This is a genomic window from Streptococcus pneumoniae (assembly GCA_040719455.1).
Lineage (GTDB): Bacteria > Bacillota > Bacilli > Lactobacillales > Streptococcaceae > Streptococcus > Streptococcus pneumoniae_G.
In genome coordinates, this window is the sequence record JBFDTN010000001.1 from 1,183,391 (window position 1) to 1,208,149 (window position 24,759).

14 protein-coding genes, 3 pseudogenes and 1 CRISPR repeat array are annotated in these 24,759 nt (G+C 38.5%); of the genes and pseudogenes, 6 read left to right on the forward strand and 11 right to left on the reverse strand.

Going from position 1 to position 24,759, the window contains the following annotated elements:
* The first annotated feature begins 12 nt into the window (after nt 1-12).
* A complete protein-coding gene (locus AB1I63_05645; GenBank protein MEW4354368.1) occupies nt 13-876 on the forward strand; it encodes an IS982 family transposase in 864 nt (287 codons plus the stop codon).
* An 866-nt stretch (nt 877-1,742) separates the two neighbouring features.
* On the opposite strand, the gene AB1I63_05650 is transcribed toward AB1I63_05645, so the two are convergent.
* The 4 genes from AB1I63_05650 to AB1I63_05665 form a co-directional block, all read right to left on the reverse strand.
* A complete protein-coding gene (locus tag AB1I63_05650) occupies nt 1,743-2,726 on the reverse strand; it encodes a hypothetical protein (GenBank protein ID MEW4354369.1) in 984 nt (327 codons plus the stop codon).
* Between the two features lie 63 nt (nt 2,727-2,789).
* A complete protein-coding gene (locus AB1I63_05655) occupies nt 2,790-3,962 on the reverse strand; it encodes a MalY/PatB family protein (GenBank protein ID MEW4354370.1) in 1,173 nt (390 codons plus the stop codon).
* Entirely contained in the window at nt 3,963-5,057 is a 1,095-nt protein-coding gene (locus AB1I63_05660; GenBank protein MEW4354371.1) for a cystathionine gamma-synthase, read from the reverse strand.
* A gap of 520 nt (nt 5,058-5,577) precedes the next feature.
* Nucleotides 5,578-6,683 (reverse strand): IS3 family transposase gene (locus AB1I63_05665; protein MEW4354372.1). Its coding sequence is split into 2 segments (ribosomal slippage): nt 5,578-6,407 and nt 6,407-6,683, totalling 1,107 coding nucleotides; the frame shifts between segments, so codons are not numbered across the junction.
* Between the two features lie 71 nt (nt 6,684-6,754).
* On the opposite strand from AB1I63_05665, the pseudogene AB1I63_05670 reads away from it, so the two are divergent.
* Nucleotides 6,755-7,936, forward strand: a pseudogene (locus tag AB1I63_05670) (ISL3 family transposase).
* A gap of 158 nt (nt 7,937-8,094) precedes the next feature.
* Here AB1I63_05670 and rlmD read toward each other — a convergent pair.
* Nucleotides 8,095-9,447, reverse strand: coding sequence for a 23S rRNA (uracil(1939)-C(5))-methyltransferase RlmD (gene rlmD, locus AB1I63_05675; GenBank protein MEW4354373.1), 1,353 nt, complete (start codon nt 9,445-9,447; stop codon nt 8,095-8,097).
* A 36-nt stretch (nt 9,448-9,483) separates the two neighbouring features.
* Between rlmD and recX the strand changes: the two genes are divergently transcribed.
* The 3 genes from recX to AB1I63_05690 all read left to right on the forward strand — a co-directional run bounded on the left by recX (nt 9,484) and on the right by AB1I63_05690 (nt 11,321).
* Nucleotides 9,484-10,260 (forward strand): recombination regulator RecX, encoded by a 777-nt coding sequence (recX, locus tag AB1I63_05680; protein MEW4354374.1) that lies wholly within the window; start codon nt 9,484-9,486, stop codon nt 10,258-10,260.
* An 85-nt stretch (nt 10,261-10,345) separates the two neighbouring features.
* Nucleotides 10,346-10,879: a DUF402 domain-containing protein gene (locus AB1I63_05685; GenBank protein MEW4354375.1), complete on the forward strand. Its 534-nt coding sequence runs from the start codon at nt 10,346-10,348 to the stop codon at nt 10,877-10,879.
* A gap of 124 nt (nt 10,880-11,003) precedes the next feature.
* The gene (locus AB1I63_05690) at nt 11,004-11,321 is read left to right on the forward strand and encodes a DUF960 domain-containing protein (GenBank protein MEW4354376.1); all 318 of its coding nucleotides are present in this window, start codon (nt 11,004-11,006) and stop codon (nt 11,319-11,321) included.
* A gap of 468 nt (nt 11,322-11,789) precedes the next feature.
* Here AB1I63_05690 and AB1I63_05695 read toward each other — a convergent pair.
* The 6 genes and pseudogenes from AB1I63_05695 to AB1I63_05720 all read right to left on the reverse strand — a co-directional run bounded on the left by AB1I63_05695 (nt 11,790) and on the right by AB1I63_05720 (nt 23,252).
* Nucleotides 11,790-13,233, reverse strand: a pseudogene (locus tag AB1I63_05695) (IS1182 family transposase).
* Nucleotides 13,234-13,619: 386 nt separating this feature from the next.
* Nucleotides 13,620-16,033: a CRISPR direct-repeat array (repeat unit 36 nt; unit sequence GTTTTGGAACCAGTTGAAACAGCACAGCTCTAAAAC).
* A gap of 89 nt (nt 16,034-16,122) precedes the next feature.
* Entirely contained in the window at nt 16,123-16,788 is a 666-nt protein-coding gene (gene csn2, locus AB1I63_05700) for a type II-A CRISPR-associated protein Csn2 (GenBank protein ID MEW4354377.1), read from the reverse strand.
* Complete coding sequence (cas2, locus tag AB1I63_05705) at nt 16,775-17,119, reverse strand: CRISPR-associated endonuclease Cas2 (GenBank protein ID MEW4354378.1); 345 nt, start codon at nt 17,117-17,119, stop codon at nt 16,775-16,777. The genes csn2 and cas2 overlap by 14 nt, the downstream gene beginning before the upstream one ends.
* Nucleotides 17,116-17,982, reverse strand: coding sequence for a type II CRISPR-associated endonuclease Cas1 (gene cas1, locus AB1I63_05710; protein ID MEW4354379.1), 867 nt, complete (start codon nt 17,980-17,982; stop codon nt 17,116-17,118). Before cas1 ends, cas2 begins: the two co-directional genes overlap by 4 nt.
* Entirely contained in the window at nt 17,982-22,097 is a 4,116-nt protein-coding gene (cas9, locus tag AB1I63_05715; GenBank protein MEW4354380.1) for a type II CRISPR RNA-guided endonuclease Cas9, read from the reverse strand. The genes cas1 and cas9 overlap by 1 nt, the downstream gene beginning before the upstream one ends.
* Before the next feature lie 291 nt (nt 22,098-22,388).
* Nucleotides 22,389-23,252, reverse strand: coding sequence for an IS982 family transposase (locus AB1I63_05720; protein ID MEW4354381.1), 864 nt, complete (start codon nt 23,250-23,252; stop codon nt 22,389-22,391).
* Between the two features lie 643 nt (nt 23,253-23,895).
* Between AB1I63_05720 and AB1I63_05725 the strand changes: the two are divergent.
* A pseudogene (locus AB1I63_05725) lies at nt 23,896-24,735 on the forward strand (ISL3 family transposase).
* Nucleotides 24,736-24,759: the final 24 nt, after the last annotated feature.

The following is a 24,759-nucleotide window of genomic DNA, read 5'->3' on the forward strand; positions in this document are numbered from 1 at the left end:
GAGGAAGTCCAAATGAGCCACTTACAGTATACCGCTAAATCTCATCACTTACAATGGAATTTGAAGCAATTATCAAAAATTTGCCATCAACTGTATAGGGATTATTGTCCTAAATCTTTCAAACATCGTCATAATGTCAGTCTATCTAAGGTTTCAGATCAATCTCTATTAGTCTTACTTCTCTTGCAAGCTGAACTAGGGATTAAGTCACAACGTCATTTCTACCGTCTCTGTTACTTATTTCCTTGTGGTCATCTTCTTGAACGAAGCCGTTTTAATAGACGAGCAAGACAGTTGATTTGGTTAGTTCAAGTCATTAGACAAGCAATGAATACTAAAATCTCGCCTGGTTCCATTGTTATTATAGATAGCTTTCCCTTGCCACTTTGCCAACCTACCCGTAACTATAGAACACGTATTTTTAACGACTTAGCAGATATTGGCTACAATGCTTCCAAACATCTGTGGTTCTATGGATTCAAAGTACACATGCTGGTAACTTTATCAGGCTATATTCTGAATTATGTTGTGACACCTGCATCAGTCCATGATATTAGGGCAGTTGATGACTTACTAGAAAATTGCCGACAACCTTATATTTTGGCAGATTTAGGCTATCTTAGTAAGGAACTTAAAGATCATTTGACCCAAAAAGGCTATCATCTATGGACTCCCTTGCGCCAAAATATGGCAGGAGCTAAACAACATAATCATTGGAATTTGATGGCTATGAGACGAACCATTGAGACTCGCTTCTCAGAGCTTTGCGGTCTTTTTGATATAGAACACACACTGACTAGAGGTTTAGCAGGTCTGCAGTTAAGGCTGGAGCAAATTATACTGGCTTACAATCTGAGATACTTCGAGATTAACTAGCACCACGAGTAGTGTATTAAAATCAAAATTAGCATTTTGTTGCTTTCTTAAATAGTGCGGACGTAAGCAACCTCCTTCGGAGTTTCATTGCTAACTTTTGAGCCAAAAGTCTCAAAAGTTCCGTTATTCGCAACAGCGCAACTGTTGAGAATCATTCCACTACGGCAAAAGTAACCTTATATTCCTCCGTCAAAAGTCACATCTTATTTGAATTAGTCACAAAAATAGCTACTTTTGAAATTAAATGAGTATTAGTTTTGATTTAGTACAAGGCAATGAGTCGCAGGCATAACTGGGACTACTGAGGATTATGACATAATCCCCCAACAGTCTCCGAGACTCTTGGAGCAAGACGAGGTAACGACGTAATAAAGGAACATTAAATGACTATATTGACTCATGATAAAAGGGAGTGAGACAAAAATCGTAATTTCCAAGAAATCGATTTTGTAGTCTTCGCTTTCCAATTTTTAGGCTCAGGTATGAACAGTTCACTGGACTGTTCATACCCCGCAAGGTTAACTAGGTTTGTAAAATGTTGATAAATCAACATTTTACAAACCAGACAACTACTGCGCCAAACTGTTAGAACTATAAAATGTAACGAAGTTGGATACTTTTATCTCACTCTCGATACATTCTCTCAATATATTAGAATCTGTATTCACAGCTCAGTAACTCTATTCAGGGCTTATTTTTCGCTACTCAGCCTTGTTTTTCTCGAAATACAGTCAGTATTCCTTATTAGAAGACTTCACTTATGAATACAGGTTCTTAGAAATCAGGATACAAGATGAAGCATATGAAAGCCAAAGCAAAATCCGATAATGATACGCCAAAATTTTCTTAGAATACTCTAAACAAGCTTAGCGAGCAGGTACCATTTTCTCTGGTTCACGGATACTTTGGTAGAATTCCTGATGTTGCTGGGCAGATGTATTTAGCTCCTGCACCTTGGTATTATACTCCTCAATCCACTGATTGAGCGTATCGCTCTCTGTATCAACAGCAGCTTGCTCGGCAAGAAGATTCGAGCGTTCTGCTTGAAAATCTGCTTGGCTAGTAAAACTACCGCTAGCTGCTCGATTATTGAATTGAGCGATCGCTGTATCCAGCGCTTCTCGGTGCGCTTCATAAGTGACCTGCGCAGCGTCAATCTTTTCTTTCAACTTCTCAATATCTGCTTGTAATTGCTTGATCTGCTGCTCCATCGCTTCAAAGGTTGCCCCGTACTGCTGCTTTAAGGAAACAAGTTTTGAACGATTTTTGAAATACTTGGCATAATGCTCTTCTAGCTTAGAAGATAATTCACCGTACTCTGTCCCTAAAATCGAATGCAATTCATTTTCAAACTGACCTGGCTCTTCTTTTTCATACAAAGTCATGAGGTTTTCAAAGGACTCTGTTTTGAGTTTCTCATAAACCATGCGCAATTCCGCTCCCACATTCTGACGTTCTTCAGCCGACAAACGCTCCCAAGCAGCATGGAGCAATTCGTGGGCTGTCGTGACTTCCTCAATCCCAGCTAATTCTGGCTTTTGATTGGCTAAGACATGGATTTCATCTACACCAGAAAGGTAATAGCCCCAGACTAACAGTTGCTCCGTTCGCTTAGGTGCTGATCTATAAAAGACTTCGGCTTGCTCTATCTGTGGATTTGTAGCATAAAAAATGCGCTTCCCTTGGTCTGTCAAATCCAGTTCTTTTTCCAAAGCAACAACAGTTGATGAAAAAGTGTGTTCTGGATGATGAAGAATTTGATAGTCTTGATAGGTCACATATCCTGAGACTAAGAGGACAGCTGAGAGCAAAATAAGCAGCCATCCCCATCTTTTCTTTCTTGTTTTCATAGACTTTAGTATAGCATAAAAGGAAAGAATTGCCTTATTTCAGCCGTTCTTTCCCTTTTTGTTTTATTCGTACAGGGCTAAAAATTGCACAATCCGTTGGCAAATCTCTTCTACAAGAGATTTCGGTGTTGCCACGTTCAACCTCGCATGATAACGCCCCTCTTGTCCAAAATCTGTCCCACGATTTAAAATGACCTTAGCCTCATCGTGTAGGCCCTTGTACAAGTCTTCATCACTCAATCCATAAGCAGTAAAATCCAGCCAAATCAGATAGGTTCCTTGCGGTTTCATCACCTTTACCTTAGGAGCATACGTCTCAAAATACTCCACCACAAACTGGATATTGTCCTCAAGAGTTGTCTTTAAGTCTGTTAACCAAGGAAGCCCATACCGATACGCAGTCTCTGTCGCAATGTAGCCTAAGCCAGAGATTTCATGCTGATTATTTCTCAACTGCTGCTCTTGAAAAGCGCGTCTCAGTGCCGGATTTTCAATCACTGCATAAGAATTTTTAGTGCCAGCAATATTAAATGTCTTACTAGCACTGGATAAAATCAGAGAAAACTCTTTAAAACTTGAATCAACCGTATTAAAAGAAGTATGCTTGTGACCAAACAAGGTCAAGTCTTGATGGATTTCATCCGATACAAGGAACACACCATATGTTTGACAGAGCTTACCAATCTTTTCCAACACCTCTTTTTCCCACACACGACCGCCAGGATTATGGGGATTACAGAGAATGTAAAGTTTGACATGGTTTTCAGACAAATCTTTTTCTAACTGCTCAAAATCAATGGTAAACATGCCATGCTCCTCTTTTAAGGAATTGGTCACCAAAGTCCGATGATTGAGTTTCACACTGCGTGCAAAAGGGGGATAGACTGGTGTATTAATGAGAACAGCATCCCCTTCCTGCGTTAGCGCTTGAATGGCAAGGGAAATCGCAGGTACGACTCCCTCGATGAAAATGAGAGATTCCTTGTCAAAAACATAGCCGTGCTGATTCTTTTCCCAATCTAAGACTGCTTGGTAAAGCCCATCGCTAGCATAGGTATAGCCGTAAACCAACTGATCTGCATAGTCATAAATGGCTTGTTTGATTTCAGGCATGACCTCAAAATCCATATCAGCAATCCATGCGGGCAAGATCTCAGGGTCTGCCTCCGTTTCTCTCCATTTATAAGTGTGGTGTTTCAATCGATTCGGAGCACTTGTAAAATTATAATGGCTCATTTATCCCTCCAATGCTTGTGCTAAATCTGCTATCAAATCTTGACTTGCCTCAATGCCGATAGATAGGCGTAAGAGGTCGTCTGTTAGACCGTATGAATGACGTACTTCTGCTGGAATATCTGCATGAGTCTGAGTCGTTGGATAGGTGACCAAGCTCTCAACCCCACCTAGACTTTCTGCAAAAGTAAAGACCTGAATAGCATTTAAAAAATTGGGAATCTTCCTTTCATCCTTTAGCTTAACGGAAATCATACCTCCTTTTCCAGGGTACAAAACTTCTTTAACATGAGGATTTTCTTTCAAAAATGCTACAATCTTTTGAGCATTTTCGGTCGCGCGCTCCAGTCGCAAGGCAAGAGTCTTTAAGCCTCGCAACAACAGGTAACTATCAAAGGGAGATAAGACAGCTCCAGTCGTATTGAGATTGTAAAACAGCTGCTCATACATTTCTGAAGAATTTGTCATGACAGCTCCTGCCAGCACATCATTATGACCAGATAAATACTTGGTCGCTGAATGCAATACAATATCTGCACCGTCTTTTAAGGGTTGCTGATAAATAGGGCTATAAAACGTATTATCCACGACCACCTTTGCTCCCTTTGCATGAGCTAGCTCGGCAATACCCTTAATATCAAACTCCACCATGAGAGGATTGGTCGGTGTCTCAAGGTAAACCACATCAATCTCTTCTGTCAGATAATCCTTTAACTCTGCTTCTGAGTTAGCATAGATGAACTGAAGACGACCTTCCTTTTCCACTTGATGAAACCATCGGAAACTACCACCATACAAATCCCGTACCGCCAGTACCTTACTTCCCACTGGAAAGACACTAAAAGCTAGCACAATGGCACTCATACCTGAGCTAGTCGCAAGGGCATACTCTGCTCCTTCAATAGCTGCTAGCGTATGCTCCAAACTATCTCTCGTCGGATTTTTCGTACGTGTATAGTCATAACCCGTTGATTTACCAAACTCAGGATGCTGATAGGTCGTCGAAAAGTGTAAAGGCGTCGTCAAAGCCCCTGTCGCCTGATCCGTCCTAATCCCTGCCTGTGCCAAAATCGTCTCTAACTGCAATAAATCACTCATCTTCATCCCTCCTTTCTACTATTGTACCATCTTAAAAAGAGAATAGCCTATCTTCTTTTTAAGAGCCGGATATAGCTTGAGACTATAACTAAGCAACTTTCTATCTTACACTTGATTATAATTGTTTAGTTTTGATTTAATACAAGGCAATGAGTCGCAGGCAGAATCGAAGTGAGGCAAGACGAGTGAACGACGCAATACATAAAAACTAAATGACGATAAAAAATAAACACTCTTTCCGTTATACATTTAGAAAGAGTGTATTTTATAGGCTCTATAATTTCTGTAGTGGGTAACTTCCACTGAAGAGATTATAGAGCTTTTTCAGTGTAGAAAAAAAGTCCCATATAATCTATAATGAAAAGCGACCAAACTCACATTAGAAAGAATCATATGGAACAACTTAATAATACCACAAATCTTATCGGAATTAAAGATAAAAATATCACCATCACTTCTGCTTACAAGTCTATGAAAAGGCAACAGTTTTCTGTACAAATTTTATGAAGTGTTTTTTTGCTTAATCGATGACTCGCTTAGTCATAGGCGTTTGGTAGTTGAGACTGCCATGAATGCGGTGGTGGTTCCACCAGTGAACGTAGTCTTTGGTTTTTAGAGCTAATTCTTCCAAGGAATGGAAGGTTTCTTGGTTAATAAACTCAAGTTTGAAAGAATGATAGGTACTCTCGGCTACGGCATTGTCATAGGGACAACCGGCTTGACTGAGTGAACGTGTGATACCAAAGGCTTCTAATATCTCATCAATCAGCTGATTATCAAACTCCTTCCCTCGATCAGAATGGAAGAGCTTGACCTTAGTCAGCGCATAAGGGATACTTTGAATAGCCTCTTTGACCAGCTCTGCAGTCTTGTTCCAACCAGCTGACAGTCCGATGATTTCGCGATTAAAGAGGTCAATGACCAAGCAGATATAAGCCCAACGCTTACCAACACGGACATAAGTTAAGTCCGTCACAAGAGCTTCCAAGGGCTTCTCTTGGTGAAACTGTCTGGCTAGGAGGTTTGGAATGGATGCCTCATTTTTCCCTTTAGCATGTGGTTTGAAGGCAGCCTTCTGGTAAACAGAAACCAAATTCAGTCTCTTCATGATGCGAGAAATCCGACGACGAGACAAGTTGATACCTTGTACTTCTAGACATTTCTTGATTTTCCTAGCACCGTATCTGGACTTGCTTTCGAGAAAAATGCGTTTGATTTTTTCTTCGAGACCAGCCTCGGATATAGACTCCATAGCTTTGTAGTAATAGCTAGAACGCGGAATGTTCAAGCACCGACACATGGCTGAAATGCTGTAATTCTTCTTGTTCGCAGTGATTATTTTCCTTTTCGTGCCATAATCACTGCCGCTTGCTTTAAGATATCGACCTGCATTTCAAGCTCTTTATTTCGTTTTCTGAGTTCAATCAGCTCACGCTGCTCATCAGTTAGGTTATCAACAGTTTTGAAGGAACCGGTTGTTCTTGCCTGTTTAACCCATTTATCTAAGGTTGAGGGAGTTAGCTCATACTCTTTGATAAGCTCGTTTCGTTTCATACCTGCCTTGTGAAGATCAACGATTTGTTGTTTGAATTCATCTGTGAAGTAGCGACGTGTTTTTCTAGACATATTTTCCTCCTGGTTTTCTTTAGTATAGAACACTTTATAATTTCTGTCTAGTTTAGTGTAACCTATTCACTAAATCCCATATCCTCATGCAAGCAACCTTAGATTATCCTGCTCCTCCTTGTCCTCACTGCCAAGGAAAGATGATAAAATATGACTTCCAACGAGAATCCTCTATTCCTATTCTTGATATTCAAGGATTTCCTACTCTTCTAAAACTGAGAAAACGTCGCTTTAAATGCAAGAGCTGTCTACGTGTATCCGTATCTCAAACACCTCTCGTCAAGAAACATCATCAAATTTCTCAACCTGTCTGGGATAAAATCACTCAACTACATACGGAAAAACTAACGAACTCTGATATTGCTAGAAGACTTCATATCTCTGTCTCTGTTGTACAGAGAAAACTGAATCAATTCTCCTTCAAGGAACAGTTCTCACAATTACCTAAAATCCTCTCTTGGGATGAATTCTCTCGAAATAAGGGAAAGCTGGCATTTATCGCTCAGGATTTTCAATCCAAAAAGATTATCACTATTCTTGAGAATAATCGGCAAACAACCATTAAAAACTATTTCCTCAAATACACGAGAGAGGTGAGGGAAAACGTCAAAGTCGTAACTGTGGATATGTCTGGTAACTATATTCCTATCATTAAATTCTTATTCCCGAAGGCAAAGATTGTTCTGGATCGTTTCCATATTATTCAGCACCTGAGCCGGGCTATGATGGCTACTCGGATTGCCATTATGAAGAACTGTGACAAGGGATCACTTCCTTATCGTGCTATGAAACATCATTGGAGAATCCTCCAAAAGGACAGCCGGAAACTCTCTAACAAACTCTTTTATTCTCGAACCTTTAGACAAACAGTAACCCCTAGAGAAGTAGTTCGAAAGACCTTAGACTTATCAGAGGAACTAAGATACTATTATGACCTGTATCAGCTCTTGCTTTTCCATTTTCAAGAGAAGAATAGCGAGGCTTTCTTCGGACTGATAGAAGACTATTTACCTACTGTGAATCCTACTTTCAGAACAGTCTTGACAACCTTTCTCAAATACAGACAATACATTACCAATGCACTTGAATTACCTTATTCAAATGCTAAACTCGAAGCAACTAACAAACTCATCAAGGACATCAAACGACAAACTTTTGGTTTTAGAAACTTTAAAAACTTTAAAACAAAAATTCTCATCGCTTTAAACATACAAAAAGAGAGAACCAACCTGATTCTCTCTCGTATGGGGTAATATCAACCACTACAGTTGACAAAGTGCCCTTTAAAAACTTTAAAACAAAAATTCTCATCGCTTTAAACATACAAAAAGAGAGAACCAACCTGATTCTCTCTCGTATGGGGTAATACTTCACCCACTACAGTTGACAAAGTGCCATTTTATACAAAGATTCATCGTTTGGACAATTTTACGACTGCTTCTGTCCTTGCAGTATGCGGAAACATATCCACAGACTGGATATAGTCCACTTGGTACACCTTGGTCAAGCGCTTTAAATCTCTTGCCAAAGTAGAAACATTACAAGAGACATAGACCATTTTTTTAGGTGCATATTCCAAAATCGTATCTAATAACCGATCATCCAAGCCTGTCCGCGGTGGGTCAACAATCAAGGCATCTGCTCGATAGCCTCTAGCATACCAGCGTGGAATAATCTCCTCTGCCAAACCTGTTTCGTAGTGAGTATTGGTCAAACCCAAACGCTTAGCATTTTTCTTAGCATCTTCGATGGCTTCAGGAATAATATCCATACCCCGCAAGCTCTTCACCTGATGAGCAAAGGCAAAGCCAATCGTCCCCACTCCACAGTAAGCATCGATCAAATGATCATCTGGGTGCACAGCCAAAGCTTTAACCGCCTCTCCATATAGAACTTCGGTCTGTTCTGGATTAAGTTGGTAAAAAGCGCGTGGCGAAAGAGAAAATTCATAATCTAAAACACCCTCACGAATACTCTCTTGCCCCCAAATAATCTCCGTTTTCTCACCATAAATTTCGCTCGATTTCGACGTTTGCAGATTGACAGCTACTGTCACAATTTCTGGAAAATCTCGTACCAAATCCTTGACTAATGGTGTAAAATCCAAGACTTTACTCGTCACAAAAATCATCTGTACCTGACCAGTCTTACGACTTCTGCGCACCATCACTGTCCGCACCCCTGCAATCTTTCTCTCATCATAAATCGGCAGTTGATATTTCCCCAAGAGCACAGCCACTTTATTAACAATCGCCTGCGTTGTCTTATCTTGAACCAAGCAGTTTTTCAGCGATACCAAGTAATGAGAGTTTTCAGCATAAAGTCCTGCTTTCACCTCACCCTTAACTTTCCGCGTTTGAAACTGCAATTTTGCCCGATAATACTGGGGCTCTTGCATCCCAATGGTCGGTCTAATCTCATAAGATTCATAGCCTTTAGGAGCAAATTTTTTCAAGGCTTGACGAAGTAAATCCTCTTTAAATTCCAGCTGCTTTTTATACTGCAAATGCATGATTTGGCAACCACCACAAGCCTCATAGATATCGCAGGCAGGGGTCACACGAAATTTTGATTCTTTGTTAACCGAAAGGAGTTTTGCCTCTGCAAAATTTCGCTTGACAGCCGTTATCTGGCAATAAACATCCTCGCCCTTTAAAGCCCCAGGCACAAAGACTAAGGTTCGCTTGTAAAATCCGATACCTTCACCGTTAATACCCATTTTTTTGATTTTTAAAGGAATTTTTTGTTTCACATGTAAGTTCATAATTCTATTATACAAGATTTATGGTAAGATAGGGATATGAAAATCACAAAAATTGAAAAGAAAAAACGTCTGTACCTGCTGGAGCTGGATGAGGAGGAAAAACTCTATATCACTGAAGATACGATTGTTCGTTTTTTACTCTCAAAAGGCAAGGAAATTACAGAAGAAGAACTAAAAGATATCCAAAGCTTTGCCCAATTTTCTTATGGAAAAAATCTCGCCCTCTATTATCTATCCTTCAAACCGCGCACAGCCAAGGAAGTTAAAGATTATCTCTACAAACATGAAATCACAAGTACCATCATTCCTCACGTTTTGGAAAATCTGATGGAGCAAAACTGGCTGAATGATGAACAATATACCCGATCTTATGCCGAAAGCAATCTCCGAAATGGAGACAAAGGAGCTCACGTCCTCAAACAAAAATTAAAACAAAAAGGCATTGATGGGACTCTCCTTGATAAGATCCTCGCTGAGTTTGATTTTTCTTGCGTCGCTGAAAAAGCTGCTGAAAAGTTGCTCAGAAAATACCGAACAAAACTGCCACCCAAAGCATTACAAGATAAGATTTTACAATCCTTAATGAACAGAGGTTTCTCCTACTCCGAAGCAACATTAGCCTATAACACTTTAGAAGTTGAAAAAGACGAAGAGCAAACCATGGACCTGCTCTATCGAGAACTAGATAAACAACATCGAAAATATGCTACAAAATACGAAGGGTACGAACTCAAGCAGCGTCTCACCCAAGCGCTGGCTCGCAAAGGCTATGATTTTTCGAATATTGCCAGTGCTCTTCGAGAATATCTTTAAAAAATCATCGAAAATTTTAGGACTTTTCATGAAAATATGTTACAATGGAATTGCTAACCTAAAAATTGTAGAAAGTTGATAGCCTATGAAACTACCAAAAGAGGGCGACTTTATTACAATTCAAAGTTATAAACATGATGGGAATCTGCACCGTACTTGGCGCGATACCATGGTACTCAAAACAACTGAAAATGCACTAATCGGAATCAACGACCACACCTTGGTCACAGAAAACGATGGCAGACGCTGGGTGACTCGAGAGCCTGCAATTGTGTATTTTCATAAAAAATATTGGTTTAATATTATCGCGATGATTCGAGATAATGGGATTTCCTACTACTGCAACCTAGCCAGTCCCTATTATATGGATAGTGAAGCTTTGAAATATATTGATTATGATTTAGATGTCAAAGTCTTTACAGATGGGGAAAAGCGCCTACTTGATGTAGAGGAATACGAACGGCACAAACGCCAAATGCACTATTCAGAAGAGATTGATTACATTCTCAAAGAAAATGTCAAAATCTTGGTTGACTGGATTAACAATGAACGCGGGCCCTTCTCTCAAGCCTATGCCAATATTTGGTACAAACGTTATGTAGAACTGAAGAATCGGTAAAGTTGTCAAAAGCTAGGAAAACCTAGCTTTTTTACTTTCTTTCCCTCATCTTTTGTAGCAAGAACTTGCTTTTCTCCTTTATTTTCTGTATGATATAAGAAAGATATGACGAGGAGGAATCACTATGGCATTTACCAATACAAAAGGACGCTACGCTAGTTTTGGCATTGTTACAAGCTTGCCAGATGACATTATTGATACCTTCTGGTACATTATTGACAATTATTTAAAAGGGGTTTTCGAGTTGGAAGAACTTTTGCAGTTTGAACTTCTCAATAACAAAGGGAAACTAACTTTCCGATTTTCAGAAGAACATTTGGATACCCAAGTTTCCTTTGATTTCACCTATCCATTTGATCCTTTCTATCCGCGGCAAATTTTCGTGACTGACAATAAAGGGCGGGAAACGATTATGTTGTCAGATGAATATTTTATGATTTAAAATCGTTAACTCACACCCTATAATAAATGCTAAACATACGTTCATTCTGTAAAACTAGAATGAACGTATGTTTTTATTTTACAAATTATGCTCCTACCCGAAACAATTAGATAAAGCATAAAAAGGACTATATCTAGCTAATCCATCATCCTTTAGAGGGGGTATCGGTGCTACTCATCATACTATATTCTATTTGTGGATAACGATGACTAGCTTAAGTCAAATCACATCGCCCCTCAAAAAGACAACTAATGATACTCCATTCCAGCTTTATCCAATTCAACGACAAATACCAAGAGTTCTAATTTCACCTAACAGAGGAAAATACAGATACAACTTGGAAAATCTACCTGCTAGCAGATAAATACATGTCTGCCAACCGAATCCTCTATTATCATTGTAAACGAAAAATCAGCATTACCAAAACCGTTTACCTCGCTTCTGTCTTTCCTCTAAGATACAGGAGAGTTAATTACTCTCCTCAGACTGAAGACAAATAATTTTTCCCAACTGCTTGTCTTCTTTTTTTGTCTCATATCAGTTCCCATACTCTTTTGATGTAAAATAAAAAGGCCTTCCCTGCCATGATTTTGACATATTTTTTGAGATTTAAGCAAGCCAAAGTCAGCCCAAGCATTGCTTCCATCTTGGCCTTGCCTTTCTGTCTCGTGTATCTGAGATTGTGGTATTCCTTAGCTGTCCCAAAAAGACGCTCAATCGTCTCTTTACGCCCTTGGTAGAGCTCCTTCATGCCAATTTGATGTCGAATCACTTCACAGGTTTCTAAATAATCTTTCCAGATATGACGGGTAATCAAGCGTTGATGATTCTTGGAGCTTGTGCATTGACCTAGAAGAGGGCAGCTACAACATATTTGGGCTTGACTCCTGTATTCACGGTAGCCATCTCGATTTGTAGTGCTATAAGATAAGACTTGATCCTTAGGACAGAGGTAGCAGTCGTAGTATTCATCATAAACAAAATCCTTGGGACGAAGTTTCGTCTTGTCCCCTTTAGGTCTAGTATAAGGCAATACTGGAGTGATGGATTGATCAAGGAGAAATTTAGCAATAGCAGGTGTCTTATAGCCAGCATCTAAGATAATATGACTAGGATTGAACTCTTTGATCGTTTCAAATAGCACAGGAAAAGCCTGACTATCATGGACGTTTCCTGCATGAACAGAGTAACCTAACGCCCAGCCATGTTTATCACAAGCTACTTGTGCATTGTAAGCAAATACCTCCTTATGTTCTCCCTTATGAAACCAACCACTTTCAGGGTCCGTAGTAGAGACTTTTTTACTAACGGGCTCTTTTTCTTTGGCGAGCCCTAGCGACTTTTTTCCGTGTTTTTTTCGCTCTAGGTCAATCTCCTTTTCCAATTGCTCGCTCATAAACTTCGCTTGCACTTCAACTTCTTGATTGAGATATTTATGATGATTAGCAGCTGCTTTAATATGAGTTCCGTCTACGAAAATCTCACTTGGATGAATGAAGCCTGCATGCAAGCAGAGACCAAGAATATGAGAGAAAATCTTCTCTATTACCTGCTTATCCGCAAAGCGACGCACCACATTCTTGCCATAGGTCGTGAAATGTGGAACCTTATCTTCTAAGGACAAACCTAGGAACCAACGATAAGCCACATTCACTTCAATCTCTTTGATTGTCTGTCGCATCGAACGAATTCCAAAGAGACATTGAATGATAGGGATTTTTATAAGCAGGACAGGGTCTAGGCTCGGACGACCCTTATCTAGACTATAGCTATCTTCTACAACATCATAGATGAAGGAAAAGTCAATTGTCTCTTCTATTTGACGAAGAAGATGATCTTTAGGAACCAGCTCATCTAAACTGTAAAAACCTACTTGTTGGCGATTGTAACTAGGATTTTCTTTGTGAAACATACCTCTACCTCACACACCTGTTTCTCTAGTTCTATTATACTCCTAAATAGACAAAAAATCTGTTAGAAAGGGAATTCTAACAGATTTGTCTTCAGTCTGAGGAGAGTTAATTACTCTCCTCTCCGTTATCTGCTTTGACATCATATACGATCTACGGAGTTCAGCAGCATCAGAACTACTTTTTTAAGAAGGCAATATGCAAACTTACAACAATATTTCTAAAAATTAACTATCCTTGAGAAATGGAAAACCTAAAAATATAATGATACTGATCTTCTCCATTTGATGACAAAATAGCATCTGATAAAAAATTAGCCTGCCAGCTATCTATTAAAAATGCGCTCCCATAATCTAGGAACGCATTATCATCAAAACTATTTAAATAAAAACAGGAACTAGCTGAAACAGCACAGCTCTAAAACCGGCTACGCTGTTCTTTTAAAAATAGCATTTGTTTTGGAACCAGTTGAAACAGCACAGCTCTAAAACAAGCAAAGGCACTACATCGTAACCACTTTTGTTTTGGAACCAGTTGAAACAGCACAGCTCTAAAACTTACCAGCGAGACGGTAAACCAAACATGCCGTTTTGGAACCAGTTGAAACAGCACAGCTCTAAAACAAACTAGGATTGACTTTCTCCCAAACTCGAGTTTTGGAACCAGTTGAAACAGCACAGCTCTAAAACAGTAGAGACTGCCTCAATCTTGAGTGTTGTGTTTTGGAACCAGTTGAAACAGCACAGCTCTAAAACGACTTAGTGGTCACAAATGACGCGATTAAGGTTTTGGAACCAGTTGAAACAGCACAGCTCTAAAACAGTCTGCATTGGACAAGTATTTTAAAGAATGTTTTGGAACCAGTTGAAACAGCACAGCTCTAAAACTACTCAAGAACAGTCATATCTTTGGACCAAGTTTTGGAACCAGTTGAAACAGCACAGCTCTAAAACACTATGTATGAATTGCAAGAATATAAACTAGTTTTGGAACCAGTTGAAACAGCACAGCTCTAAAACAGCCTTTGTCACCTTTAACTTGGAATGTGAGTTTTGGAACCAGTTGAAACAGCACAGCTCTAAAACTAGAGATAATAGATAAGGAGAAAATATGAGGTTTTGGAACCAGTTGAAACAGCACAGCTCTAAAACAAGCACCTGACCAATCTCCATTGATGATCTGTTTTGGAACCAGTTGAAACAGCACAGCTCTAAAACCGGTCCATATAGATAGTATTCTCTTCCTTTGTTTTGGAACCAGTTGAAACAGCACAGCTCTAAAACTCTACACACTTTCTTCTACTTTATATAAATGTTTTGGAACCAGTTGAAACAGCACAGCTCTAAAACCATTCGCTAGCATATCCGAGCAAAGTTTGAGTTTTGGAACCAGTTGAAACAGCACAGCTCTAAAACTTGATGCAATGGAAGAGGTGACGAAGGAGGAGTTTTGGAACCAGTTGAAACAGCACAGCTCTAAAACCAGAGCGCATATCATATTTGAGCATTTCAGGTTTTGGAACCAGTTGAAACAGCACAGCTCTAAAACATTGATAATGCTGACATGAATGATGGTATTGTTTTGGAACCAGTTGAAACAGCACAGCTCTAAAACCCTACACACACTTCTTCTACTTTATATAAAGTTTTGGAACCAGTTGAAACAGCACAGCTCTAAAACACTGTCGGCAACGAACACGCCGCTCCTCAGGTTTTGGAACCAGTTGAAACAGCACAGCTCTAAAACAGCCCATCACATCATAGTCCGCATCATCAAGTTTTGGAACCAGTTGAAACAGCACAGCTCTAAAACTCACTTTCTATACTTATATTATACACATAAGTTTTGGAACCAGTTGAAACAGCACAGCTCTAAAACACACACCTGTTATATTGTGATAGATATACTGTTTTGGAACCAGTTGAAACAGCACAGCTCTAAAACATAGCACTAAAGTAGATAACAACGTCACCCGTTTTGGAACCAGTTGAAACAGCACAGCTCTAAAACATAGATTTTGTCCGAAAAAATTATACGAAAGTTTTGGAACCAGTTGAAACAGCACAGCTCTAAAACAAAATGAAAAAGAGAACTTACATAGCACATGTTTTGGAACCAGTTGAAACAGCACAGCTCTAAAACAGCTTTTTCAAGTTCTGAGAGACATTTTTCGTTTTGGAACCAGTTGAAACAGCACAGCTCTAAAACCGTCATCCTCTTCTTCGTCCTCGGACTCTTGTTTTGGAACCAGTTGAAACAGCACAGCTCTAAAACATTTTTGGGCTATGGCTTAACCACAGGAGTGTTTTGGAACCAGTTGAAACAGCACAGCTCTAAAACATGCAAACATTGCTTTACGGACAACTCATTGTTTTGGAACCAGTTGAAACAGCACAGCTCTAAAACATCTGGAGAGCGTTTAAGTAGTTTCTTGATGTTTTGGAACCAGTTGAAACAGCACAGCTCTAAAACAAGCCTTTCGGCTCGTCACGCGCCAGCGTAGTTTTGGAACCAGTTGAAACAGCACAGCTCTAAAACATACATCCACAAACGCAAGAGATAATTTTTGTTTTGGAACCAGTTGAAACAGCACAGCTCTAAAACACACACACATTCTCCCACTTTATATAAATAGTTTTGGAACCAGTTGAAACAGCACAGCTCTAAAACGGAAGCAGTCGCCACTCTTACTCAACAGCTGTTTTGGAACCAGTTGAAACAGCACAGCTCTAAAACTCGTCCATCAGCAAGGAGACGATATGCTTGGTTTTGGAACCAGTTGAAACAGCACAGCTCTAAAACCTCGTAGAAAAAATTTTTTATACTAGATTTCGTAATCGCGCCATTCGTCCCAGCCAGACTCTCATTTCAACGGATTCCAATTTCTTTTATTATACCATATTTTCAGCAGTTAAAAAATAATCTTGGTCAAGAATATATTGCGGAAAATCGTATAATTTCCTAGGTTCTAAAAATAATACAGTTTGATCTGATAAGACAATATATTCTATTAGTCGCGTCAATTCTTCTTTTGTTAAGTAAGATCCAACATTAAAAAAGACAAGTAGACGTTTTTTCTGGAGATGATTATACACTTGTAAAATTTCAAAACACTTTTCAAAAATTGTGTCGCTTCTTGTTTCAATCTGAACTCCTAATGCCTTAATCAATTCTAAGATTGTGATTTCATCATACTCCAGGTCTAATTCATTTTCCAAACATTCAAATGTAATCAAGTCTGTAATGGTAGATGCCAACTTCTCAATCATGGATTTCACCTCAGGTTTATCATTCAATTGATTTTCTATCCCAGCGTGGATTAACTTTATTAAAGCTGGGGAATTGATATCATAACCTAAAATATCTGTCACAAGCATCAGTTCATTTCCTGACAATTCCTTGTTTTTCCTATCGAAAATCTTCAAATTGGCATTTTCAGGATACTGATAAAAATATCTAACAATTGAGGCATAAAGACCTGTATCTTCTACGATTAGAATAGTTGGACTATCAATAGAAAGAGCATTATCAAAAATAGGTAGATTAAGCTTCACCACGATAATCCTCCCCTAAAAAAACGATTCGATCCTCCGTGTTTGCAATACTTGTATCTTTTTCACCATGTAAGTAAATCATTCTAGCAAACTGTTTTTCGGTCACCGTCAATAAAGTAATATGCCCCTTTTGTGGATTATTTTCTCTCAATCGCCCAAGCATAGCCTGATTAGCAGTTCCATTTAAAAGTAGCTTACTATAAACCGAAAATTGATGCATGAGAAAGCCTTCACTCAATAAAAATTTTCGAAATTTCCGATAAGCCTTTCGCTCATCAGCTGTATCTGTTGGCATATCAAACATTAATATCATCCGCATATATCGATAACTCATATCCTAAACTCAGGAACTCCTTTCCCTTTGTTATTCAATGCTTTTACAACTTTTTTCGTATAATCACTGACAATATTTGAGAGATACATTTCTTTTCCCATATAGGCATAAGTCTCTGAAAAGATAGCAAACAACTCTCGTTTTATTTTCACAAATGAAGAGGTACGATTCTCATAGACTATTCGATCAATAATAGGTCGAAAGGGCTCCATAATATCACTAGCAAAATTGAATTGATTAAATTGATTGGCATGTTTTAGACCAAACTGGGTCATACAGCCTGTCACAACCACCTCACGCGCAAACAAACTCAATAATAAGGTATAGCCGTAATCAAGTGCTGCATTAATATCGTTATCCTCGTCTCTCGAAAAACCATTTCCAAACAAACGATTAAAGTAAATCCTCGCCGCATGTCCTTCTCGGTTGGTCGGATCAAAGACTTCCAACTCCCTATGCAATCGCATGAGCGACTCTGACTTCTCATAGAAGCCATATTCTCCTAAAACATAACTCTGGTTTAGAATTTTCTGGGAGATGATTTCTGTCCACACACTGGCCTTAACTTCTTCTAGCCAAGCAACTTGTTTTGCCAATTGCAGACTCGAATCATGCCGAGCATAGTAAGGCATAAGCATGGATTTTGGCAGGCGTTTATCATCACAGAAAATCACTAAGATATTCTCATCCACCAAACGCTTCATCAGCATCGTAGAGAGCAAAATATCTGTCGTCTCAAGTAACAAGATGTCAATCTCGGACAGATGAATTAACTCTGTCCGAGAGGCATCTTTAAAAATCAAGTGATTATTCTTATAAGACAACTTCGAGTGTGTATTGACTACTACCGTTCGCCATCCCATTAGTCTCCTCCCAACTTGCTCAAATCAATCCGTGTTTCGTAAAGCCCTGTAATGGACTGATGAATGAGAGTTGCATCTAAGCACTCTTTGGTAGAAGTGTAACGCTTTCTATCAACTGTTTCATTGAAGAATTTAAAGGCAGCTGGTGCTCCAAAAGCTGTAAAGGTTAGCAGATTGCTAAAAGAAGAAGCCATCGACCTAATATCTTCCTTATCAGCTTGGTCATATAAGTCTTGAATTTGTCTCCATTTATCTTCTGCTAAAACATATTTCCTCGCAAAATCGCCTATGTAATCCAGTAGATCGTTAAATCGTAAGATATTTTCCATGACATACTTGAGATGATTTTCTTTATCAGCTTGATTATCAACTCTCTGAGCATGATAGAGTAAGGCGACTAAATCTGCTGGTAGTACCATCTGATTTCCCTTTTGTAGTTCTTTTGCACTAGCTAATAAGCGCCTACGACCATTTTCAAATTCAAATAAGCTAAACTTCGGAAGTTTCAAAATGGTATCGGCTTGAATATTGTGATAACCTTTCTTTTCCAAAAATGCAATTGGATCTCGCTCAAAGTCTGAACGCTCCATGATGGTAATGCCAACTAACTCTTTCACAGTCTTCAATTTCTTGGCCTTACCTTTTTCGATATCTGCCACTACAAAGACAGAATAGGCAATGGTTGGACTATCAAAACCACCGTATTTCTTCGGATCAAGGAAAATGTGCTTGGTCTTTCTAGCAATTCGTTTATCAGAATCCCCCTTTGATAGAATAGATTCTTTTGAGAAGCCGCCCGTTTGAACCTCCACCTTTTTCACAACATTTACTTGCGGATAAGAGAGAACCTTCCGAATAGTCGCAAAATCTTTGTTCTTATCCCAAACCTTTGTTTTACCTTCTGGATCATACTCAACATCAGATAATTCTCTCTCACTACCATCTGCTAACTTAATCTTCGTTTTAAAGAAATTCAGCAGATTTGAGTAAAAGAATTTCTTGGCGGTCGCTTTTCCAAGTTCAGCCTGATCATTTGTTTTTGCAAATAATTTCCGCAGATCGTGCTTTTTATACTCACCATAGACAAATTCTGGCGCTAATTTAGGATATTTTTTCAAGAGAGCTGTACCAACAACAGCATTTAGATAGGCATCGTGAGCATGGTGGTAATCATTGATTTCCCTCACTTTATAAAGTTGAAAGTCCTTACGGAACTGCGATACGAGATTGGACTTCAAAGTAACAATCTTAGTTGTTCGAATACTGTTACCCGCTTCATCTTTTTCTTGATTCCAACGACTATCTAAGATTTGCGCCACGTGTTTGGTGATTTGTCGTGTTTCTACCAGCTGACGTCTAATAAAGCCAGCCTTGTCACGTTCTGTCAAGCCACCGCGTTCTGCCTTTGTCAAATTATTATATTTACGCTCAGAGATCAATTTTGAATCAAGCAATTGCTTCCAAAAATATTTATTCTTTTGAACAATTTCTAAGCTAGGTGTATCATCTGATTTTCCACGATTTACAGCAGAACTTACTAAAACCCGATTATCCAATGAATCATCCTTGATAAAACTTTGTGGAATAATATGATCAATATCATATCCGCTGAGTTTATCAATATCAAGTGGATCGCCTGTATACATATCGCGACCATTTTGAAGGTAGTAAAGGAACAAACGATCATTTTGAAGTGCTTGATTATCTAAATCTTTGATACTAATTGTATCACCCTTATACTCCTTAAAGGCATCTTGTAACCGCTTCAAGCGTGGTTGTGAATTGCGTCTCCCCTTATTCGTTGTCTGATTTTCACGTGCCATTTCAATGATAATCTGTTTTGGCGGCTGGTTTCCCATTACCCGAACCAACTCGTCCACAATCTTTACACTTTGGAGAATGCCTTTTTTAATAGCTGGACTACCTGCCAAACCACGCACTGTATGAGCTAAACTGTCTTCTTCGCCAATCACTTGGGATTTTTCAATGATTTCTTTGAAACCCAAATAATCATCATGAATCAATTGCATAAAGTTTCGATTGAGACGATCATATTTCAGATATTCCAAAATAGTATGACCCGTCGCTTTATGGCGAATACCATTAATCAACTTACGAGACAATTTCCCCCAGCCTGTATAATGCCTGCGTTCTAGCTTTTTCAACTGTTCTTGTGTAAGCAGATCACGATACTTCTCAAGACGCTTGCGAATCATCTCCCTATCTTCAAACAAGGTCAAGGTACGGATAATATCTTCAATCACATCTTGATTCGCTTCATCATCTAAGAATGATTGATTTAGAATCTTCTTCAAGTCATGATAAGTTCCTAAGGAAGCATTAAAAACATTTTTCTCCTTGTCTAAACCAGTTACATCCACAATTCTAAATTCATCAAACTCTTGCTGTAAGTAATTTAACAACTGTTGCTTGCTTACCTTCCGATATTTTTTGAAAACATGGTCAAAAATTTCTTGTCGCATATTTGGACAAAAGAACTCTGTTTTGCCTTGCTCATTTACATATTTTACCTTGGTCAGCTCATTGTAAACTGTAAAAGTCTCATAGACCAGACTGTGTTTGGGAAGCACTTTTTCAGCTGGTAAATACAAATCGTTTGACGTCATCCGCGTGATAAACTGCTCTGCCGAACCTTCCTTATCAATCACATCATCAAAATTCCACGGAGTAATTGTTTCATCTGAATGGTAGTAAGCCCAGGCAAATCTACTTCCCTTGCGTGCCAAGGGTCCTACGTAATAAGGGATTCTAAAGGTTAGGATTGCCTCAATTTTCTCCTGCTGGGTCTTTAAAAATGGATAATGCGCCCCCTGACGGCGTAAAATCGCCTGCATTTCTCGTAAATGAATTTGGTGAGGAATAGAGCCATTATCAAATGTACGCTGTTTTCGCAAGAAATCCTCACGGTCAATCTTATCAATAAAATACTCACTACCTTCGATTTTAGATAAGATGCCCTTGAGATAACGATAAAAATCTTCCTGATTCACGCCATTTTCAATATAGCCAGCATAGCCATTTTTACTAGTATTTTTGAAGATGTCTGAATAATAGCTAGCTGGTGCATTATTTTGAATAAAATCCTTCAACTGAGCCAAATCCGCCTGATGTTCTTCAAACCGTTTGACCATAGAAGCTGATAAAGGAGCTTTTGTCGAGAGATCATTTACAGTTAAAATTCCTGACAATAAAATAACATCATATAGACTCTTAGCAGCTGTAAATAAATCAGCGTACTCATCACCGACTTTCCCTAAGAGCTCTTCCAAATCCTCTTCGTAAGTATCTTTAGAAAACTGCAACTTAGCATCTTCAGACAATTGGAAGTTCGATTTAAAATTAGGCTGTAATCCCAGAGCCAGTGCAATCAAATTCCCAAAAAGAGTATTTTTCTTCTCTGTTGGATAATGGTTCACTAAATTTTCCAAACGGCGAGACTTGCTCAGTTTTTCTGTTAATAGCTCCTTCGCATTGATAACTATCTCTGATAAATGACTTTCTTCAAAAATCCTGTCATATTCTGCGACCAACGCTGCATACAAACTCTGAATATCGATATTTTCTATCCCTAAATCACCCTCAAACAAGAAATGCCCACGAAACTTTATCATATGCGCCAAGGCTAGATAAATCAAGCGCAAATCTGCTTTCTCACTTGAATCTGCTAAGTGCTTTCTCAAATGGTAGATAGTTGGATAAGTCTGGTGATAATTTACTTCATCTATTTTATTTCCAAAAATTGGATGACGATCTGCTTCTTTATCATCAACCACCAAGAACGACTCTTCTAAGCGATGGAAAAACGCACTGTCTACTTGATTCATTTCCTCAAAGAAAATTTCCTGCAAGTAACGGAGACGATTTTTTCGACGAGTATACCGCCGTCTAGCAGTCCTTTTAAGACGAGTTTCTTCAGCTGTTTTTCCTTCGTCAAACAACAATAAACCCATCAAATTCTTCTTGATTGACTGCCTGTCTGTATTTCCTAGAACCTTTATCTTTTTAGCCGGAACCTTATAATCATCTGTGATCACGGCCCATCCGACACTATTGGTCCCGATATCTAAACCGATCGAATATGGTTTCTTGCTCATCTGATTTCCTCCTTTACGTATGAGATGAACTTTAAAAAATAAGCGAAAATATTTATTAAAAAACACTTTAATGAACTCTATGAAATTTTTTAAACATTTAAATAGCTCAGTTAGCAAAACAACATCATTTTTTTCACTTTATAGTGCCTCTTAATTTCCTACCTTATAACATAACTTTTATGAAAATTCTATCACAACTTAAAATCTTTATCTATATTTAAATACAAGAATAATGAAAAAACATAAAAAATTTGATAGAATAATAAAAGAAGCCATACTTAACTCGTGGTGCTAGTTAATCTCGAAGTATCTCAGATTGTAAGCCAGTATAATTTGCTCCAGCCTTAACTGCAGACCTGCTAAACCTCTAGTCAGTGTGTGTTCTATATCAAAAAGACCGCAAAGCTCTGAGAAGCGAGTCTCAATGGTTCGTCTCATAGCCATCAAATTCCAATGATTATGTTGTTTAGCTCCTGCCATATTTTGGCGCAAGGGAGTCCATAGATGATAGCCTTTTTGGGTCAAATGATCTTTAAGTTCCTTACTAAGATAGCCTAAATCTGCCAAAATATAAGGTTGTCGGCAATTTTCTAGTAAGTCATCAACTGCCCTAATATCATGGACTGATGCAGGTGTCACAACATAATTCAGAATATAGCCTGATAAAGTTACCAGCATGTGTACTTTGAATCCATAGAACCACAGATGTTTGGAAGCATTGTAGCCAATATCTGCTAAGTCGTTAAAAATACGTGTTCTATAGTTACGGGTAGGTTGGCAAAGTGGCAAGGGAAAGCTATCTATAATAACAATGGAACCAGGCGAGATTTTAGTATTCATTGCTTGTCTAATGACTTGAACTAACCAAATCAACTGTCTTGCTCGTCTATTAAAACGGCTTCGTTCAAGAAGATGACCACAAGGAAATAAGTAACAGAGACGGTAGAAATGACGTTGTGACTTAATCCCTAGTTCAGCTTGCAAGAGAAGTAAGACTAATAGAGATTGATCTGAAACCTTAGATAGACTGACATTATGACGATGTTTGAAAGATTTAGGACAATAATCCCTATACAGTTGATGGCAAATTTTTGATAATTGCTTCAAATTCCATTGTAAGTGATGAGATTTAGCGGTATACTGTAAGTGGCTCATTTGGACTTCCTCCTGTTTGTTTCGGAACTTACAGTATAGTCCTTTTGGGCTTTTTATTGTAGTTTGAAATTAACTAGCACCACGAGTATACTTAAATTATAATTAAGAAAAGCTATGTTATAGTTTTAGAGCTGTGCTGTTTCAGCTAATTCCAAACAAAAAATAATATTCATTAAAAATACTTGCTAAAAGTAAAGAAATACTATATAATAAAACCATTGGAATTAGCTGAAACAGCACAGCATGTTAAAATAAGGCTTTGTCCGTATTCAACTTCGCAAGAGGTGGCACCGATTCGGTGCTTTTTTGTTTCCTCTTATTATTATAACATATATGAAAAAGGTTTTACAGTGTTTTTAGATGATTTTATAGTTGTTTAGTTTTGATGTAGTACGAAACAACGAATCACAGGCATAGCTAGAGTTAGGTAAGACGAGTTAACGATGTAATAAGTTAACATTAAATGACTATAAATAGAAAAAACCGAGTTGGTAGGTAAACTAACTCGGTTTCTTAATTCGGCTCTATAATTTCTGTAGTGGGTAACTTCCACTGAAGAGATTATAGGGCTTTTTCAGTGTAGAAAAAAAGTCCCATATAATCTATAATGAAAAGCGACGAAACTCACATTAGAAAGAATCATATGGAACAACTTAATAATACCACAAATCTTATCGGAATTAAAGATAAAAATATCACCATCACTTCTGCTTACAAGGTTAAATCCCATATCCTCATTCAAGCAACCTTAGATTATCCTGCTCCTCCTTGTCCTCACTGCCAAGGAAAGATGATAAAATATGACTTCCAACGAGAATCCTCTATTCCTATTCTCGATCTTCAAGGATTTCCTACTCTTCTAAAACTGAGAAAACGGCGCTTTAAATGCAAGACTTGTCTACGTGTATCCGTATCTCAAACGACTCTCGTCAAGAAACATCATCAAATTTCTCAACCTATCTGGGATAAAATCACTCAACTACATACCGAAAAAGTAACGAACTCTGATATTGCTAGAAGACTTCATATCTCTGTCTCTGTTGTACAGAGAAAACTGAATCAATTCTCCTTCAAGGAACAGTTCTCACAATTACCTAAAATCCTCTCTTGGGATGAATTCTCTCGAAATAAGGGAAAGCTGGCATTTATCGCTCAGGATTTTCAATCCAAAAAGATTATCACTATTCTTGAGAATAATCGGCAAACAACCATTAAAAACTATTTCCTCAAATACACGAGAGAGATGAGGGAAAACGTCAAAGTCGTAACTGTAGATATGTCTGGAAACTACATTCCTATCATTAACTTCTTATTCCCTAAGGCAAAGATTGTTCTGGATCGTTTCCATATTATGCAGCACCTGAGCAGAGCTATGATGGCTACTCGGATTGCCATTATGAAGAACTGTGACAAGGGTTCTCTTCCTTATCGTGCTATGAAACATCATTGGAGAATCCTTCAAAAGGACAGCCGGAAACTCTCTAACAAACTGAATAGGTTACACTAA

Coding starts and splice junctions, on each gene's coding strand:
- AB1I63_05645 (MEW4354368.1), top strand. CDS start 13: ATGAGCCACTTACAGTATACCGCTAAATCTCATCACTTACAATGGAAT.
- AB1I63_05650 (MEW4354369.1), bottom strand. CDS start 2,726: ATGAAAACAAGAAAGAAAAGATGGGGATGGCTGCTTATTTTGCTCTCA.
- AB1I63_05655 (MEW4354370.1), bottom strand. CDS start 3,962: ATGAGCCATTATAATTTTACAAGTGCTCCGAATCGATTGAAACACCAC.
- AB1I63_05660 (MEW4354371.1), bottom strand. CDS start 5,057: ATGAGTGATTTATTGCAGTTAGAGACGATTTTGGCACAGGCAGGGATT.
- rlmD (MEW4354373.1), bottom strand. CDS start 9,447: ATGAACTTACATGTGAAACAAAAAATTCCTTTAAAAATCAAAAAAATG.
- recX (MEW4354374.1), top strand. CDS start 9,484: ATGAAAATCACAAAAATTGAAAAGAAAAAACGTCTGTACCTGCTGGAG.
- AB1I63_05685 (MEW4354375.1), top strand. CDS start 10,346: ATGAAACTACCAAAAGAGGGCGACTTTATTACAATTCAAAGTTATAAA.
- AB1I63_05690 (MEW4354376.1), top strand. CDS start 11,004: ATGGCATTTACCAATACAAAAGGACGCTACGCTAGTTTTGGCATTGTT.
- cas2 (MEW4354378.1), bottom strand. CDS start 17,119: ATGAGTTATCGATATATGCGGATGATATTAATGTTTGATATGCCAACA.
- cas1 (MEW4354379.1), bottom strand. CDS start 17,982: ATGGGATGGCGAACGGTAGTAGTCAATACACACTCGAAGTTGTCTTAT.
- cas9 (MEW4354380.1), bottom strand. CDS start 22,097: ATGAGCAAGAAACCATATTCGATCGGTTTAGATATCGGGACCAATAGT.
- AB1I63_05720 (MEW4354381.1), bottom strand. CDS start 23,252: ATGAGCCACTTACAGTATACCGCTAAATCTCATCACTTACAATGGAAT.